This is a genomic window from Streptomyces sp. NPDC049887 (assembly GCF_040656535.1).
Taxonomy (GTDB): domain Bacteria; phylum Actinomycetota; class Actinomycetes; order Streptomycetales; family Streptomycetaceae; genus Streptomyces.
This window is the reverse complement of the sequence record NZ_JBFAMM010000008.1, coordinates 122311-138927: the sequence shown is the minus strand read 5'-3', so window position 1 is coordinate 138927 and position 16617 is coordinate 122311. Positions and strand designations below refer to the sequence as shown.

13 protein-coding genes are annotated in these 16617 nt (G+C 73.9%); 7 read left to right on the top strand and 6 right to left on the bottom strand.

Annotated elements, in window-relative coordinates; genetic code table 11:
- Positions 1-146 precede the first annotated feature (146 nt).
- The 3 genes from AB0J10_RS12765 (at position 147) to AB0J10_RS12755 (ending at position 3764) form a co-directional block, all read left to right on the top strand.
- Positions 147-2309: a hypothetical protein gene (locus AB0J10_RS12765; RefSeq protein ID WP_363060747.1), complete on the top strand. Its 2163-nt coding sequence runs from the start codon at positions 147-149 to the stop codon at positions 2307-2309.
- A 9-nt stretch (positions 2310-2318) separates the two neighbouring features.
- Positions 2319-2666 (top strand): SelT/SelW/SelH family protein, encoded by a 348-nt coding sequence (locus tag AB0J10_RS12760; protein WP_363060745.1) that lies wholly within the window; start codon positions 2319-2321, stop codon positions 2664-2666.
- A gap of 150 nt (positions 2667-2816) precedes the next feature.
- Positions 2817-3764, top strand: a complete 948-nt coding sequence (locus AB0J10_RS12755; protein WP_363060951.1) for a fibronectin type III domain-containing protein — start codon at positions 2817-2819, stop codon at positions 3762-3764.
- 289 nt (positions 3765-4053) lie between these two features.
- Here AB0J10_RS12755 and AB0J10_RS12750 read toward each other — a convergent pair whose 3' ends face one another.
- The 4 genes from AB0J10_RS12750 to AB0J10_RS12735 all read right to left on the bottom strand — a co-directional run bounded on the left by AB0J10_RS12750 (position 4054) and on the right by AB0J10_RS12735 (position 9290).
- A complete protein-coding gene (locus tag AB0J10_RS12750; RefSeq protein WP_363060743.1) occupies positions 4054-4908 on the bottom strand; it encodes a glutaminyl-peptide cyclotransferase in 855 nt (284 codons plus the stop codon).
- A 209-nt stretch (positions 4909-5117) separates the two neighbouring features.
- Positions 5118-6035, bottom strand: coding sequence for an LPXTG cell wall anchor domain-containing protein (locus AB0J10_RS12745; protein ID WP_363060741.1), 918 nt, complete (start codon positions 6033-6035; stop codon positions 5118-5120).
- Between the two features lie 655 nt (positions 6036-6690).
- Positions 6691-7683: a GDP-L-fucose synthase gene (locus AB0J10_RS12740; protein ID WP_363060739.1), complete on the bottom strand. Its 993-nt coding sequence runs from the start codon at positions 7681-7683 to the stop codon at positions 6691-6693.
- The gene (locus AB0J10_RS12735) at positions 7680-9290 is read right to left on the bottom strand and encodes a polysaccharide biosynthesis tyrosine autokinase (RefSeq protein WP_363060737.1); all 1611 of its coding nucleotides are present in this window, start codon (positions 9288-9290) and stop codon (positions 7680-7682) included. The genes AB0J10_RS12740 and AB0J10_RS12735 overlap by 4 nt, the downstream gene beginning before the upstream one ends.
- 199 nt (positions 9291-9489) lie before the next feature.
- Between AB0J10_RS12735 and gmd the strand changes: the two genes are divergently transcribed.
- From gmd to AB0J10_RS12715, 4 genes are all read left to right on the top strand, one after another.
- A complete protein-coding gene (gmd, locus tag AB0J10_RS12730; protein WP_363060735.1) occupies positions 9490-10530 on the top strand; it encodes a GDP-mannose 4,6-dehydratase in 1041 nt (346 codons plus the stop codon).
- A gap of 4 nt (positions 10531-10534) precedes the next feature.
- A complete protein-coding gene (locus tag AB0J10_RS12725; RefSeq protein ID WP_363060733.1) occupies positions 10535-11464 on the top strand; it encodes a glycosyltransferase in 930 nt (309 codons plus the stop codon).
- A gap of 114 nt (positions 11465-11578) precedes the next feature.
- Complete coding sequence (locus AB0J10_RS12720; protein WP_363060731.1) at positions 11579-13042, top strand: O-antigen ligase family protein; 1464 nt, start codon at positions 11579-11581, stop codon at positions 13040-13042.
- Positions 13043-13091: 49 nt separating this feature from the next.
- Complete coding sequence (locus AB0J10_RS12715) at positions 13092-13850, top strand: FkbM family methyltransferase (RefSeq protein ID WP_363060729.1); 759 nt, start codon at positions 13092-13094, stop codon at positions 13848-13850.
- Here the strand turns inward: AB0J10_RS12715 and AB0J10_RS12710 are convergent, their stop codons facing one another.
- Together AB0J10_RS12710 and AB0J10_RS12705 are read right to left on the bottom strand one after the other, a co-directional pair.
- Complete coding sequence (locus AB0J10_RS12710) at positions 13851-15476, bottom strand: oligosaccharide flippase family protein (RefSeq protein ID WP_363060727.1); 1626 nt, start codon at positions 15474-15476, stop codon at positions 13851-13853.
- Positions 15473-16552, bottom strand: a complete 1080-nt coding sequence (locus AB0J10_RS12705) for a hypothetical protein (RefSeq protein WP_363060725.1) — start codon at positions 16550-16552, stop codon at positions 15473-15475. The genes AB0J10_RS12710 and AB0J10_RS12705 overlap by 4 nt, the downstream gene beginning before the upstream one ends.
- Between the last annotated feature and the right edge of the window lie 65 nt (positions 16553-16617).

Below are 16617 nucleotides of genomic sequence, written 5' to 3'. Positions count from 1 at the left end.
CCCGGAGCCCGAGGGCCGGACCCGGTCGGTCGTGCGGCCCGTACGGGGGACGGCGCCCGCCGCGCCCGCGGCCGTGCCTCCCCCGATCGGGCCATCCTCCGCACGGGCAGCGCCCCTGCCCCGGTGCACGCCCATACGCTCCCCAAGTGACCCGTACCACTGCCCTGAACACCGGCCTCGACGCATTTCTCGCCTGGGCGGAGACGGAGCGGAAGACCGCCCTGCCGTCCCGTCCCGCGGACGCGGTACTGACCATGCTGGCGCTGCACGGCGCGGACCGCCGCGCGGGCGTACCCGAGCCGACGCCCGAGCTGGTGCGCCGGGTCCTCGTCGAGGACCTGCCGCTGCTGCTGTGGGCGAGCCCGGACGAGGCCGCCGCCGTTCCGTCCGTGCTCACCGCGCTCGCGGACCGCGTACGCGACGCGGGCCGGCTGAACGCCAAGCGCCACGCGCGTGTCCTCGCCGCGGCGGGCGACGCCGCACCCGAGTTCGTCCGGGCCCTGGGCGACCCCCGCAATCTGACCTGGCCCCGCTGGTACGCGTCGCTGCTGCGGGCGGACGGCGTCGAGGCGGACGACCCCGGGGCGGTACGCGCCTGGCTCGCCGCGTTCGACTCCGCACCCCACGCGGAGCGGCCGGCGCTCCCCGGGCCCCTGCACCGCTCGGACGTCACCGCGGCCACCTTCGCGGCCCGCATCCGCCTCACCGACGCCCTGCTGGCCGCCTTCGCCCACGACGTCGAAGGACCCTCACCGGTGGGGCCGCTGCTGCCCGCGACTCCCGCCCTGGAGGCCGCCCGGCCCGAGGAGGCGCTCACGTCCGAGCTGGAGGCGCTGGCGGTGGCCCTGACCGACCGCTGGACGGCGGCGGGCCTCGCCGAGGCTCTCTCCGGTCCGTACGAGGGCCTCGCCCCCGGGCCCGAGGCACTGCCGCACGTCGTCCTCGCCGACCGCTTCCTCGACGAACACCTCGACCACCACGGCGACTCCGCCGCTCCGCTGCCCCCGCCCGCGGCCGTGCCCGGCCCCGGTGAGGTCCGGGCGCTGCTGCAGGCCGCCCCGCTGCCCGCGGCGCTGGCGGCCGGGAACGACGACGTCCACGACCTGGCCGAGCAGTGCGGCTTCCCCGGTCCGGCCGAGGGCGTCTGGACCGACGGCACCGCGCAGGAACTCGTCGAACTCGGCGCCGACGTCCTCGCCGCCGTCGTGGAGCGCATCGCCGCCGGCTCCGATCCGGACCGCGCCGCCGACGAGGAGTACGCCCTCGACGCCGCGCACGTCCTCTACGGGCTGTACGCGCGGGGCGGCACCCCCGAGTCCGTGGCCCGCAAGGCGTCCGGGCACACCGACCTGACCGTCCCGCCCGACCTGGAGGACGCCCCGGCCGTCGTCCCCGCCTCCGCCCCGCCCGGGTACGAGACGCCCCCGCTCGCCGAACTGTCCGGACTGCTCGGCGTCCCCGGTCTCACCGAGGACGACCGTGCGGCGGTCGACGGCCCGGCCCGCGCGCTCGCCGCGGTGGTCGACGAACTGGCCCGCACCGGCTGTGTCTTCCGTACCGGCGACGCCTACGGCCTCACCCCGCTCGGCAACGCCGTCGTCCGCCACGTACTCGCCGTGGGCCACGTCGCCGCCCCCGACGAGCACGAGGTCGTGTCCTGGGACGCGGCACGCGTGGTCGCCGCCGTCCAGTTCTGGCCGCCGGCCGTCGCCGCCGCGGCCGTCACGGCGTGGACGACGGCCCGGGGCGCCACCGGCACGGCGTGGAGCCAGTTGTTGGACGCCGTCTCCGCGACCAAGTCCGCCGACTTCCACCGCACTCTGACGACCGGGCTGTTCGACCGCCTGGACCGGGCGCACATCCCCGACGGCCCCCTGCGGGCCGCGCTCACCGACCCCGTCACCGGTGCCCACGCCCACCGGCTCCTCCGCTCCCGCGGAGAACCGGCGGACGAGGGCCTGGTGCCCCTCACCGCGCGGGCCACGCTGCTGCTGGAGGAACTGGACGCCCGCTGGGCGGCGGACATGCGGGCCTTCGTGGCCGCGGCCGACGAGGGCCGCGCCCCCGAGCCCGCTCCCACGGCCCTGGTCGACGCCTTCGACGAGGCCGCCGCCGGCTGGCCTGGCGGCGCCCCGTCCCTGCTGGCGGCACTGGCGGAGACCGCCCCGGCGGGCGCGGCCCGCGTTCTGGAGGACCTGCGGGGACGCCACCCGGACGGCAGGGTGGCAGACTTGGCGGCGCACGCCGCCAGGACGGCGAAGGCGACGGCGAGACGGTCCGCGGCGCGCCGCCGCGGCACGGGAAGGTGAGGGTGCCGGATGTCCGCGGCAGACGAGGGGCCGGGAGCCGGGCCGCAGCGCGAAACGGCAGGCCACCGGATGCAGATCGAGTACTGCACCCAGTGCCGCTGGCTGCCCCGCGCCGTATGGCTGGCCCAGGAGCTCCTCGGCACCTTCGACCGCACCGAGCTCACCGAGATGGCGCTGAAGCCGGGGATCGGGGGCGTGTTCGTCGTGCGGGTCGACGGAGAGGTCGTCTGGGACCGCCGTGAGCAGGGATTCCCCGAGCCGACCGCCGTGAAGCGGGCCGTCAGGGACCTGATCGCGCCCGGCAGGACGCTGGGCCACAGCGAGCGTCAGGGCCCGGGGGACGGCTCTCCCTCCTGACTCCCGGGCGCCCCCGTCCGTCCGCCCCCTGCCCGGCGCCTCCTGCCCTCCGCCCTCTTGCCGGGCGCGGCCGGACTGTGCGATACAGGTCTGGACCAATGCCCGGCGGACGGAGGCAGTCCGGTGCAACGCCCCCTGATTCTCACCGTGCTGACGTGTACGTGCCTGCCGCTGGCGGCGGCATGCGGCGGTGGCGCCGGAGCCGCGGACACCCGCGGTCCCTCGGTGCCGAACGGCATCACCGTCCAGGCGAGCAGTGCGACCTCGGTCCACGTCATGTGGGAGCACTCCACGGACGACACCGGCGTCAGCGGCTACGAGGTCTTCCGCGCGGGCACGAAGGTCAGGTCCCTCCCGGCGGCCACGCGCATGACCGACATCGACGGCCTCACCCCTTCCACCTCGTACGCGTTCACCGTCCGCGCCCTCGACACCGCGGGCAACGCCTCGGCCCACAGCGCGCCGGTCCGCGTCACCACGCTCGAACCCGCCGTCGAGGACCGGCGTCCGCCCGGCCGCCCGGGAGCGCTCCGGGGCCGTGCCGACGGGAGCCGTGCGGTCACCCTGTCCTGGGGTGCCTCGGCCGACGACCGGGGGGTGACGGCCTACGACGTCCACCAGGCGGGCTCCCGCATCCACAGCGTGCCCGGAACCGTCACCACGGCCCGGGTCACCGGTCTGCGTCCGGGCACGATCTACACGTTCACCGTCCGTGCCCGGGACGCGGCCGACAACTCCTCGCCGGACAGCGCCCCGCTCGACCTGAGGACCGCCGGGGCCCCTGGGGCGGGTCCGGGAACGGCCCCCACCGGGCTCACCGCGTCCATCCGGCGCACCGCCCCCTCCGTCCACACGGTCGAGCTGACCTGGACCCCGCCGGCGACGGGCGGGCCGGTCCGGGAGCACCAGCTCTTCCTCGACGGCACCCTCGCCACGACGATCGTCTGGGGCACCGAACCCCCGCCAGGTCCCGCGAAGTACACCCTCACCGTGACCGACCCGCCGGGCACCCGCCACTCGCTGAAGCTGCGCGCCAGGCTCCCGGACGGCGACTGGGGGGACTTCTCGGCCCAGCGGACGGTGGTGGTGGGGGACTGAGTCCGGTTGGGGGAGCCGTCCCGGGCCGTGTCCGCATGGTGAACGGTCCCGTTGAGGACCCGCAAGGGTACGGCGCCGTCGTTGCGCCCCCACCGTCGTTCCGTCCCCCGGTCGCCCCGGGGGCGCTGCCGCCCGGATCGGGGGCAGCAGGAGCACGGCGCCTCCGTTCGACGCCCGTCGCGTGCCCGCCGTCCACCCGCGGCCACCATCCCGTCCCCGCGGTCACCGTCCACCCGCGACCCGTCGACGGCTCCCGGGCCGGGCGGACCGGCGGGTACCGGGATCCGGTTCAGGGAGTACGGCGTGCGGGGCCGGCCGTGCGGTAGGCGGGCACGAACCGTACCCGGAACATCTTCGGCCACCATTTGCCGGTCAGCAGGAACTGATCGGTTCCCGGGACGGCCGCGATGCCGTTGAGGACGTCCGCACGGCGTCGCTCGGCCGTGCCGATCAGACCGTTCGCGGAGATCTCCCCCGTCACGCGGCCGGTGCCGGCGTCGATCCGCACGATCCGGTCGGTGGGCCAGACGTTGGCGTACACGAGGTCGCCGACGCACTCCAGTTCGTTGAGCCGGTCCACCCGCCGCCCGTCGAGGGTGACGACGAGCGAACCCTTCTTCCTGAGGGTCCCCGGGTCCCGGAAGACGAGACGGGCGGAGCCGTCGCTCGTCACCAGGCGGCCGTGCTGCGGCTGGTGGCACACCCCCCAGCCCTCGTCCTCGTACGGGACCCGGCGGAGCTCGGCAAGAGTCGTTGCGTCGCGCTCGATCGCGACACCGTCGCGCCAGGTGAGCTGCCACAGCGTCCGCCCCACGACGGTGATCCCCTCACCGAACAGCGGCGCCGGCAGTCGCGCGCGCCGGGTGGGTGCGGCCCCCGGCGGGCCCCATCCGATCGTCGAACGGCCGGATACCCCTGTGCTCTCGTAGAGTGCGCCGCGGGCCATCTCCAGGCCCTGTGTGAAGGCCGCCGGGTCGTGCGGCAGGGTCTCGACGACCTCGACCCGCAGGCGCTCGACCGGTGCCGCCGCCCGGCCCCGCGCCGGATCTCGGCCGCCCGGTTCGCCGTCCGCCGTGCAGGAGCGTGCGAGGGCCCCGGTGGCGAGGGCCAGGACGACCACGGGGGTCACGAACGCGACGCGCATGACCCGCACCCTCGCACGACACCGCTGACGCCGCCGCTGTCCCTCCACCGGCTCACCGGGAATTCGCCCCCATGCCCCACGCCGCACTCCCCGACGCGTCCCGCGCGCCGGTGCCGGGTGCGGTCCCCGGGCACGGGAGAGCTCCCGGACAGCGAGGCGCTGCCGGGAGCTCTCCCGTACCGCGGTGGTGCCGTTGTGCGGCCGGCCCGTCAGCCTCGCTGGGAGGCGTTGCGCCGGCGCTTCGCGACGACCAGCGCGCCGCCGCCGAGCAGCAGCAGACCGCCGGTCGCGGTCAGCAGTGCGACCGTTCCGTCGGACGAGCCGGTGTCGGCCAGCGAGGGGCCGGAGTCCTTGTCGTCGTCCCCGTCGTCGTCGTGGTCGGACTTGCCGCCGTCCCCGTGGTCGTCGTGGTCGTCGTGACCGCGGCCGTCGCGGCCGTCGTGGTCGTCGCTGCCGTTGTGGCCGTGGTCGTGGTCACCGCGGCCGGGGCGTCCGTGGTCGTCGTCACCGCCGCCGGGGCGTCCGTGGTCGTCGTCACCGTCACCGGGGCGTCCGTGGTCGTCGTCGCCGTCACCGTCGCCGTCGCCGTCTGCGTCGATGGTCACCCGGACGGTGAGGACGAGCTGGGACTCCGCGCCGGCCAGCTGGAAGTAGTAGGCGCCCTCCGCCGTCCCCGCGGGGACGGTGAACGTCGAGTCCACGACGCCGCTCCCGTCGGCGTTCCACGTTCCGACCGTCACGACGGGCCGGTCGTCACCGCCGCCGGACGACATGTCGGAGCTCTCGGACGGGCTGGGCTTCGGGTCGGCCGCCGGGAAGGACTGCGGGACCGCCGCGGAGCGGCCCAGCGCGGCAGCACCGCCAGGTCCGCCGGCGCCGCCACCACCACCGCCTCCACCGCCGACCGGTACGAGACGACCGGTGGTCTGCTCAAGCGGCTTGTAACCCCGCCCGAGGAAGTCGACCACCTGGCCGGGCTCCAGGACGAGGTCCACGTCCTCGACGGTCAGATTGGGGGCGGGCGGGTACTGCGCGAATGCGGGCTGGGCCGCGATCAACGGGGCTGCGGCAACGAGGCTTGCGGCAGCGGCGGCCACGACGAGTCGCCGTACGGAGCGTCTGGGCATGGTTTCGGGCTCCTTAGTGGAAGACGCTTGACGAGTGGTGATCGTTATTGCTTTTCGAAAGAGAGGATCGAACCGCTTTGCAGGACAGGTTGTTTGCCGCACCCGCGGCTGGCCGTGGCCGTCGCGACGGCAACCGGGGGACGACCACGAGGCAGGCGACCGCTGTGCCCGACCACCGGGCGCCCAGCGGCACCGGACCGGGCCTCTGTGCGGCTCCGGGGCTCCGGCACCTTCTGCTCGCCGTCATTCGTTCGCATGGGTATCTCAGATGCAGACACTCGCGTGCCCTCCGCACCGCCTCCACCGGCACTCGTGGTCGTACTCCGTCAGACCGTTCGAGAAGATCAAGCGCTTCGATCCGTAGACATGAACCCGCCCATCCGAAACAGGCGCACCACGGTGTTCGGCAGGACGGTGTACGAGCAGCACTCGGATGGACCCGAAAGGTCGCCGTCACGGGCGGAGGTGTGCGTTCGGGCACGCGGGTCCGGGGCCGTGCGTCAGGAGCCCCGAACCCGGGACCGGTGCCCCGGCGGCGTGCGGCCACGGCCGTGCGTTCCCGGCCGTGGGTGGGGAAACCCCGAGCCCGGGGACGTGGGCCCGGGAACGGGCGTCCGGTTCCGCCGGCCCCGGCGGAACCGGACGACTTGATCGGTCAGAGCCGCAGCGCGCCGGAGCCGCGATGGTGCGCGTACCAGGCGTAGGTGTCGGCGAGGCCGTCACGCAGGCCGATCCCCGGTTCCCAGCCCAGCGCGGTGATCCGGGAGATGTCCAGCAGCTTGCGCGGGGTACCGTCCGGCTGCCCCGGGTCCCATTCGAGGGTTCCGCGGTAGCCGACCACCTCCGCCACCTGCTCCGCGGCCTCCCGGATGGTCAGGTCCGTGCCGGTGCCGACGTTGACCGGGTCGTCCGCGTCGTAGTGCTCCAGCAGGTGGAGGCAGGCCCGGGCCAGATCGTCCACGTGCAGGAACTCCCGACGCGGCGTTCCGGACCCCCAGTTCACGACCCGTGGTGCCCCCACCCTTCGGGCCTCGTCGAAGCGACGGATCAGCGACGGCAGTACATGGGAGTGCTCGGGGTGGAAGTTGTCCCCGGGGCCGTACAGATTGGTCGGCATGGCGCAGATCCACGGCAGGCCGTGCTGGCGCCGTACCGACCGGACCTGGTGGATTCCGGCGATCTTGGCGATGGCGTAGGCGTCGTTGGTCGGCTCCAGCGGGCCGGTGAGGAGCGCGTCCTCCCGGATGGGCTGGTCGGCGAACTTGGGGTAGATGCAGCTGGACCCCAGGAACAGCAGCCGCTCGACCCCGTGCTCCAGCGCGGCGTCCAGCACGTTGACCTGGATACGCAGGTTGTCGGAGATGAAGTCGGCGGGCCGGGTGGCGTTGGCCCTGATCCCACCCACGCGGGCGGCGGCCAGTACGACCACGTCCGGTCGGGCGGCGGCGAACCAGTCGAAGACCGCACGGCGCTCGCGCAGGTCCAGTTCCGCGGAGCCGGGCCCCAGCAGTCCGGTGAAGCCCTCCCTCGCCAGGTGCCGCCACACCGCCGAACCGACGAGTCCACGGCGTCCGGCCACGAGCACCCGGGCCGAGCGGTCGAGGGGGCGGCGGACGGCCCCGTACGGCTGCGACAGCACGGCGGTCACGACTGCACGCTCCGTTCGGCGGCCACCGGGCGCGGCGTCTCCTCGGCGAGCGACTTCACCGGGGCGGCGCTCCGGGCGTCCGGCCCACCGCCGGGAGTCGGCAGGGCCGGGGCGGTGCCGGCGGACCGTCTGCGCCCGACGGCCCGCGCGATCCTGACCAGTCCGGACGGGCGTCCGGCCCGGCCCGGACGGGAGATGCGGGCGAGCCGGGCCAGGCGGGCGAACCGGCCGGTCGTGTGGCACTGCGGCCGGTATTCGTAGGCGTACCCGTGCGCGCCGCGGTCCTCCTTCGGCGAGGCCATGTTGAGGACCGTGCCGACCACGGAGGCACCCACGTGCCGCAGGGCGCGCAGGGCCTCCGCGATCTGGTCGCGGCTGGTTCGGGAGGCCCGGACGACCAGGAGGTAGCCGTCCACCTCGGAGGCGATCACGGAGGCGTCCGCCACGGGGAGCACCGGAGCGGTGTCCACCACGACGTGGTCGAACTTCTCGGCGAGACCGCGGAGTACGGACTTCAGCTGTGCGCTGCCGAGCAGCTCGGTGGGGTTCGGCGGCACCGCGCCGCTGGTCAGTACGGAGAAGGTCCCCGCGGACTGCAGCAGTTGCTGCACCTCGGCCCGGCCGATGAGAGCGGTGGTGAGCCCGGCGTCCCGGATCAGGCCCAGGGTGCGGGCGGTGGAGGGGCGGCGCAGGTCGGTGTCGACCAGGCAGACCGAGGCGCCGGTCTCGGCCAGGGTCGCGGCGAGGTTCACCGCGACGCTGGTCTTCCCCTCGCCGGACAGCGGGCTGGTCACCGCGATCACCTTCGGCGGCCGGTCCACGTCGACGAACTGCAGACAGGTGCGCAGCCGGCGGAAGCCCTCGGCGCGCAGACCGTGCATGTCGTCGCGGAGCGCCAGCGGCCGGCTGGTCGCCTGGGGGTCGTGCACGATGCTGCCGAGCACGGGCGGTCCGCCGAAGCCGGCCAGGGCGTCGGTGAGCGCCTTGGACGTGCGGACCGACGAGTCCAGGGTCTCCCTCGCAAGGGCGAAGCCGGCCCCGAGGACCAGCCCGGCCAGGAGCCCGAGTGCGACGTTCACGGCCGGCCGCGGTGAGAAGGGCGCGCCCGGTACGGAGGCCGGCTCGGTGACGCTCAGCCGCACCGGCGACGAGTCCGCGTCGATCGGGCGCTCCAGGCCACGGATCACCTCGGTGAACCGTTCGGCCACGGCGTTGCTGATGCGTGCCGCCCGTGCCGCCCCGGTGTCGGTGACGGTGAGCTGGAGCAGGACCGTGTCGGGCTGGGCGGTCGCGCTGATCTTGCTGCTCAGCTCGGCCGGTGACATCTTCAGCCTCAGCTGCTTCACGACGTGCCGGGTCACCAGGGGGCTCGTCGCCACTTCGGCGTACGAACGCACTCGGGCCTGGGTGAAGAGATTGCCCTGGGCGAGCTGTGCGGTGTCGGCGTCGGTGCCGCCCTGCAGCGAGACGAAGAGCTTGGCGGTGGCCCGGTATTCGGGGATGGCCGTGTACGTGAGGAGTACGCCGGCAGCCGTGCCGAGGAGGGTCAGTACGGTGATGGCGCGCCAGCGGCGAGAGAGGACTCGTAGGTAGTCGCGAAGGTCCAAGGTGTCCGTCCCCGATCGGATCCGGTGAAGGGCTGGGTGGGGTGGTGCCCCACCTTACGGCGAAAGGGGCGAAATACGACATAACGCCACATTGCATAAGAAATGCAGTAATTGTTCCCTACACTGGTGCGGTGCCGGGGTGCCCGCCTGCCAGGGACCTTCCGTCGCCTCGTGAAACCTCATCAGCCAAGGAGCGCGTGTGACCCCCAGAACGGCACTCATCACCGGCATCACGGGCCAGGACGGCTCCTATCTCGCCGAACTGCTGCTGGACAAGGGCTACCGGGTGCACGGGATCGTCCGCCGCGCCTCCACCTTCAACACCGAGCGCATCGAGCACCTCTACCGCGATCCGCACGACCCGGAGGCGCGCCTCTTCCTGCACTACGGCGACCTCACCGACGGAACGCGGATGACGGGCCTGCTGGAGCAGGTGCAGCCGGACGAGGTCTACCACCTCGCCGCCCAGTCGCACGTGCGGGTGTCGTTCGACGAGCCCGAATTCACCGGTGACACCACGGGGCTGGGCACCACCCGGCTGCTGGAGGCCATCAGGAGGACGGGCCTGCCCTGCCGATTCTACCAGGCCTCCAGCTCGGAGATGTTCGGCGCGGCCCCACCGCCGCAGGACGAGGGCACCGCCTTCCACCCCCGCTCGCCCTACGGTGCGGCGAAGGTGTACGCGTACTGGGTCACCCGCAACTACCGTGAGGCGTACGGTCTGTACGCCGTCAACGGCATTCTGTTCAACCACGAGTCCCCGCGCCGCGGCCCTACGTTCGTCACCCGCAAGGTGGCCGTGGCCGCCGCCCGGATCAAGGCCGGCCTGCAGGACGTGGTCCACCTCGGCAACCTCGACGCCCGCCGCGACTGGGGCTACGCCGCCGAGTACGTCGAGGCCATGTGGCTGATGCTGCAGCAGGACCGGCCCGACGACTACGTGATCGCCACCGGTGCCAGCCACAGCGTCCGCGAGTTCGTCGACCAGTGCTTCGCCCACGTCGGCCTCGACTGGCGCGACCACGTGCGTTTCGACGAGCGCTATCTGCGCCCGACCGAGGTCGACCATCTGATCGGGGACGCCTCCAAGGCGGAGACGCGGCTCGGATGGCGCGCCACCGTGCGCGCACCCGAACTGGCCCGTCTGATGGTCGACGCGGAGCTCGACGTCCTCCGCAACGGTCTCGCTACGCGAGACCGGGCCGTACCCTCCGCCGTCCCGGCCCCGGCCGCGCGGTGACCCGGTGCACGCCGATCGCATTCCGCCCGGGGGCGCCCCGCGCGGCGTCGCCGTCCTGATGACCTGTCACAACCGCAGGGACAGGACGCTCGCGGCCATCTCCTCGGTGCACGCCCAGACCGGCCTTCCGGCCGGCACCCGCTGCACCGTCCACCTCGTCGACGCCGGCAGTGCCGACGGTACGGCCGACGAGGTGCGGGCCGCCTTCCCCGGCACCGATGTGGTCACGGTCGGCCCGGACGTCTTCTGGGGCACCGGCACCAGGATCGCCGCCACCCGCGCCGACCCCGCGGCCCATGTGCTGTGGCTCAACGACGACGTGGTCCTCGACCGGGGAGCCCTCGCCGCGCTGCTGCGCACCGCCGCACCCCTCGACCGCCCGGCCGTGGCCGTCGGCGCCACGCGTTCCGGCGACGGAACCCGCACCACCTACAGCGGCTACCGCCTTCTCCGGTCGCCCCTGCGCCCCCCGGCCCTGGAACGCGTCGAACCGGACGCCCGGCAGGCCACGCCGTGCGACACCTGCAACGGCAACGCGGTGCTGGTCACGGCCCCGGCCCGGCGCGTGCTGGGCGACCTCGATCCCGCCTTCCCGCACCGCATGGGCGACCACGACTACGGGCTCCGTGCCCGCCGGGCCGGCATCCCGCTGCTGCTGGCACCGGGCCACGTGGGCACCTGCGAAGACAACTCCGGTGCCGTCGGGGGAACATCCGCCGAACCCGGGCTCGACGCGCGCACCGCGCTGCGGCGGCTCGCCTCGGTACGGGAGCAGCCGCCGGCGCCCTGGTGGCGTTACTGCCGCCGCCACCTCGGCCCCTGGGCCCCGCTGGTCTTCTGCTCCCCGTACGTGAAGGCCGTCCTGCGGTCCACCGTGCGCCGGCCGGGAGCCGTGCCGCGACGCCGGCACACGTCCCTCCGCGCGGACCCCTGAGCGACCGTCAACGCGGCGGTCGGCCGGCCGAGCCCGGCGGACGGCCGACCGTGCCGCCTGCCGCAGGGACCCGGTCCACCCCCAGCGCATTCCCACATCCCAGAACGGATCACGGTGCGACTCCTTCCCGTTGACCCGCAGACCCTGCTGATGCTGCTCACGGCACTTCCGCTCGTGGGGCTGCTGCTGTGGGTCTTCGCCCGGCACTGCGGGATCGCGATCGGGCTGCTGCTGGGCACCCAGGTCTGGATCGTCGCCGTCGGCGGGCAGACGGCGGCCCTCGACATCGGCGTACGCGTCTATCCGACCGACGTCCTGGACGTGTGCGCGATCGCCGTCGCCATGGCGCGGGTACCCCGCCGGCGCCCGACCGCCTACGGAGCGCCGGCGGCCCTGCTCGCCATGGTCGCCCTCACCACCTGGTCCACCCTCCGGGGGGCGGCGGCCTTCGGACTGCAGGCCGCGGGCAACGACTCCCGGGTCTATTTCTGGCACTTCCTCGCCATCACCCTGTACCTGGCCACCGCACCGCCGAGCGCCTCGCTGAGCCGGGTCGTCCCCCGGGCCTGGCTGGCCACCGCGATCGCGTACGCGCTGCTCAGCGTGGCCGGCTGGGCGGACCGCGGACTGCATGCGGCGAACGCCCATCTCGCCGTCGACGGCGTTACGGTGGACTCCCGGCCGGTGCCCGCCGCCGCGGCGCTGGTGCTCGCCCAGGCCGCGATGATGCTGCTGGCTTCGCGCGCACCGGCCGCGCCGGATCCGGGCGTGCCCGACCGTGGTGGCCCGGCGGGCGGACGGCGAGTGAACGGAAGACATCTGACGGCCCTCCTGTTCCTCGTTCTCGTGCTGCTGCTCCAGCACCGGACGGTCTGGGCGGCCACCGCGATGATGGGGCTGGCCTGGTGGGTGCTGCGTCCCGCGCGCGGTGGGCAGCGCTTGGTGTCGGCGGGCGCGGGAGCGCTCGTGCTCTCCCTCGCGGCCCTGCTCTACGTCGCCGGTGCCTTCGGTGCGATCGGCGGTTCGCTCGCGGACTCGTTCAAGGAGACCCAGGGCACCCGCAGCACCTTCGCCTGGCGGGTGCTCGGCTGGCAGGACCTGCTCGACGCGCCGCGAACCCTCGTCCAGTGGCTGGTCGGCGCACCCTTCGGGTCCGGCTACGAGCGGTTCATCGGGGGCGGTCTCGTCACGGTGTCCCCACACGACTACTACCTGCACATCATGCTGCGTCTGGGGCTGGTGGGCCTGCTGGCGCTGCTCGTCGTCTACTTCCAGACCTGGCGACGGCTCGCGCGGGCCGGTGCCGCGACCCTGGCCCTCCGTGTCGTGATGGTCGGCCAACTGGTGCTCTTCGTGTCCTACTCCGCCTTTCCCGAGCAGGCGGTGCTGCTCGGGTTCTGCCTGTGGCAGGCGCGGGTCCGAACGGCCGGCGGGCCGCCCCTGCCCCCGTCGCCCGGTGCTCCGGACCCTGTGGCGCCGATGCCTCGTCCGGCGACTGCGGCCCGACCCGCCGAGGGGGAGCGGGAGGACAGCACCCTGGCGAAGGCAGGAGGGCACCCGAAAGGGCACGGCGTGTAGAACGCCACCATCAGTGACAAATCCGATATGAGCCGATCACAATGGGCGGGTGACTCTTCTCCACCGGGCCCGGAAAGCCGTCCAGCGCTTCGGCTTCGACGTGAATCGGTTTCCGGAGTGCTCCTACGACTACCGCGCCGTGCAGTTGCTGCGTCATTCCGGCGCCGACGTGGTGCTCGACGTGGGAGCGAACCGAGGCCAGTACGGACTCGGCCTGCGGCGGTTCGGATACCGGGGGCGCATCGTGTCCTTCGAGCCACTGCGCCCGGCGTTCGAGGCCCTTCGCCGCCGCGCGGACGCGGACCCCCTGTGGACCGCGCTCCCGCACGCCCTCGGCGACAGGCGGGCCACCGTCACCCTGAACGTGGCCGGAAACAACGGCCTGAGCAGCTCCGTACTGCCGATGCTTTCCCGACATGCCGAAGCGTGCCCGGACTCGCGCTACGTGGGTCGCCAGGAGGCCGAGCAGTACCGTCTGGACGACCTGTGGCCGCAACTTGCCGGTCCCGACGACCGCGTCTTCGTCAAACTGGACGTCCAGGGGTACGAGGAAGCCGTGCTGCGAGGAGCCGAGGACCTCGTGCGACGTTGTTGCGGTCTGCAGTTGGAGGCGTCCTGCGTCCCCCTGTACGAGGGCGGCCCCCTGCTGCACGAGGTGATGGACACCGCGCAGCGGCGTTACGGCCTGACCCTCATGGCGGTGGTGCCGGGGTTCACCGATCGCCAGACCGGCCAGATGCTCCAGTGCGACGCGGTGTTCCTCCGCGAACCCGCGACGCGATCCGGTGCGAGTGGCACCGGGGACTGATCACTGTGCCTGCGGCCGGGTGATCCCCTCGCGCCGAGGGCCGCGTACCCGGAAGGGCAGCCGCAGGGGGAGCAGGCCACGGTCGGCCGCCACCCGGTACAGCGGCAGCCGGGTGCGCAGGGGGCGGCAGAACGCCACGAAGAGCGCGCCGGCCGGCAACACCAGCACGACGGCCGGGCAGGGGCGGTCGGCGGCCATCCGGGACAGGGCCACTCCCGCCGCGTACGCCGCCAGTCCCAGCGCCGCATGCACCGCGTGGCCACCCCACAGGCGACGTGCCTCGACGACCCGGCCGCCCCGCCACTTCCACATCTGCACCGCGAGGCCGCTCAGCTGACCCGCGAGGGCGGCCAGGGCCAGCACGGTGAGTCCGTGTCCGGCGGTGGCGACCAGCGCCCCGGCGAGTGTCGTGGCGGCTGCCGCGCACTGGGCGGCGGCCATCCGGCCGAGGGAGCCGCACACCGTGTCCACGGAGAGTCCGACCGCGTACACGACGGCGACGGCGGAGAAGAGGCACAGCGGGGGCACCAGCCGGGCCGCCTCGGTCCACCCCGGTCCCAGGAGCAGTTGCAGCGCGCCGGGCCCGGTCCCGGCGAGGAACGCGAACGGGATGAACGAGAGGGCGGAGGCCGCGAGCAGGACGTCCGTCGCCGCACGGCGGACGGCTGGCTCCTCCGCGCCCCGGGGGGCCCGGGCGTCCGGAGGGCGCGCCACGACCTCGGCACGCACTCTGGTGAGGGCGGGGGTCGTGACCCGGGTCAGGCCGGCCGCGAGCGTGGTGAGGAGCAGTCCGGTGAACAGTGTCGCCCGCGAGTAGTAGCCGGCCGCCACCGGACCGAGGATCGTGCCGGCCGCCCACAGCGGCACGGTGTTCGTCGTGTACTGGGCGAGCTGGTGCCCGGCGAGGAAGCCCGAGGAGCCGACGAGCTCGCGATACCGGACCGGCCGTTCGGCGGAGCTGCCGGCCGCCGGCGGCAGCCGCCGGGTGACCAGGGCGCCGGCGAGGACCGCGATGCCCAGCTGGGTGGTCACCGAGGTGACGGCGAGGCCCAGCGGGTTCCAGCCGGCCGCCAGGAGCAGGGTTCCCGCGAGCAGCCCCGCCGCCAGCGCCCCGGTCTCGACCAGGACCGCGGCCCGTTGGGCCTGCAGCCTCCGCAGGCCGGCCGCGCTCACCGCCCCCACGGGGAGGAAGAGGAACTGGAGGCCCAGCACGCGCAACAGCCCCGTCGTCTCGGGGGCGTTCCACAGCTCGGCCCAGAGCGGGGCCGTCGCTTCCACCACGGCGAAGCACAGGAGGCCGCTCAGCAGGCCCAGGCGGACCGTCGCCACGAGCAGGCCGCGCGTCAGCTCGCGCGAGCGCAGCACCGTCGTGGCGAGTCCGGCGTTGGCGAAGTAGCCCAGCAGCTGGGTGATGGACAGGGCGGACGCGAAGGCCCCGAAGGCGGCGGCGCTGACGGCCCGTCCGGTGTAGGCCGTGTATCCGAGCTGGAGGAGGGCCGCCGCGACCGCCGCCGAGTAGTTCCACAGCGTGCCGGTGACGACCGTGCGGGAATGCGGGTGCTCACCGGGGATGGCGGTCTCCTTCCCCGTCCGTTTCCCTCCCGCCGGATCGCCGCCGGTACTCACCCCCGCTCGCCCTCCCCTGCGGCGATCCGCTGCCACGGGTCGGCGGGGGGCGACGGCAGAGGCAGGAACGCGCCCAGCATGAACTGGACGGAGTGGAGGTCGGTCAGGTGCGAGAGCACCCAGCGACGAAGCCTTTCCCCGGCCGAGTCCAGCTTGTGCTGTTCCTCGTGCAGCAAGTCCGCCACCCGGCCCACGACATCCCGGGGAGTGCGTACGAGATGGAGGCCGTCCTGAGGGCCCGGCAGCCATTCCATGCCCGGTCTGCTCTGGCTGACGTGGACGCGTCCCGCGGCCCCGGAGATCGGCAGCCGGTCGGAGAAGTAGCCGGGGTAGCGCCCGTAGTGGTCCCATCCCACGCTCATCCGCGCGGAGCGGAGAACGGCGATCTGCCGTTCGAAGGGCAACGGACCCAGGGCGTGCGGGCCGCGCCACCCCGATCCGAACACACCGAGTCGGCAGCCCAGTCGTCCCAGCCCGCGGACGACCCGGGCCCGCTCACCGGCGCCCGGCAGCCGGGGGACGACCCGGGCCCGCACCACGCTGTTGCCGATGGTCACCACGTCGAACACGGCGGCGTCGCCCGGGGGAGCCGGCCGGTCCTGCTCGGGAAAGCAGTCCAGCGGCAGTGTGTGGGGCACGTAGCGCACCGGCTTCCGCGCGATGCGTCGCAGCATGGCCAGCTGCGCGCCTCCGGCGACGCTGAACACGGCGTCCGCCAGGCGGAGCCATGAGCGGCTGGACTCGGGCAGCCGCTTGTTGCCGCCCCACGCGTCGCCCTCCTGGTAGACGACCGGTGGCGATCCCGCCAGCCGCAGCAGCCGGGCGATCTCCTCGTAGGAGAAGGGAAACCCGTGCGGGGACTGGACGAAGACGACGTCGGGGCGGGAGTCGAGGACGGCTCTCTCCAGCGAGTCGAGGGCGGCCCGGCGTCCGCCGCGGAGCAGCGCGGCCCGTGGCGCGGCGGGCACGTGTCCGAGGCGCCCCTCGGCCTGCAGCCTCCGGAAGGCGCCGGTGAACCGGCTGCGCCGGGTCAGCTCGGGCTCGTTGTTGAGGTGCAGTACCACCGGTGCACTCACTGCTGCTCCTCGCGTCCCCGGCTCAGTCTCGTCCCGGGCCTCCCCGGGCGTCCTCGGCCGGCCCG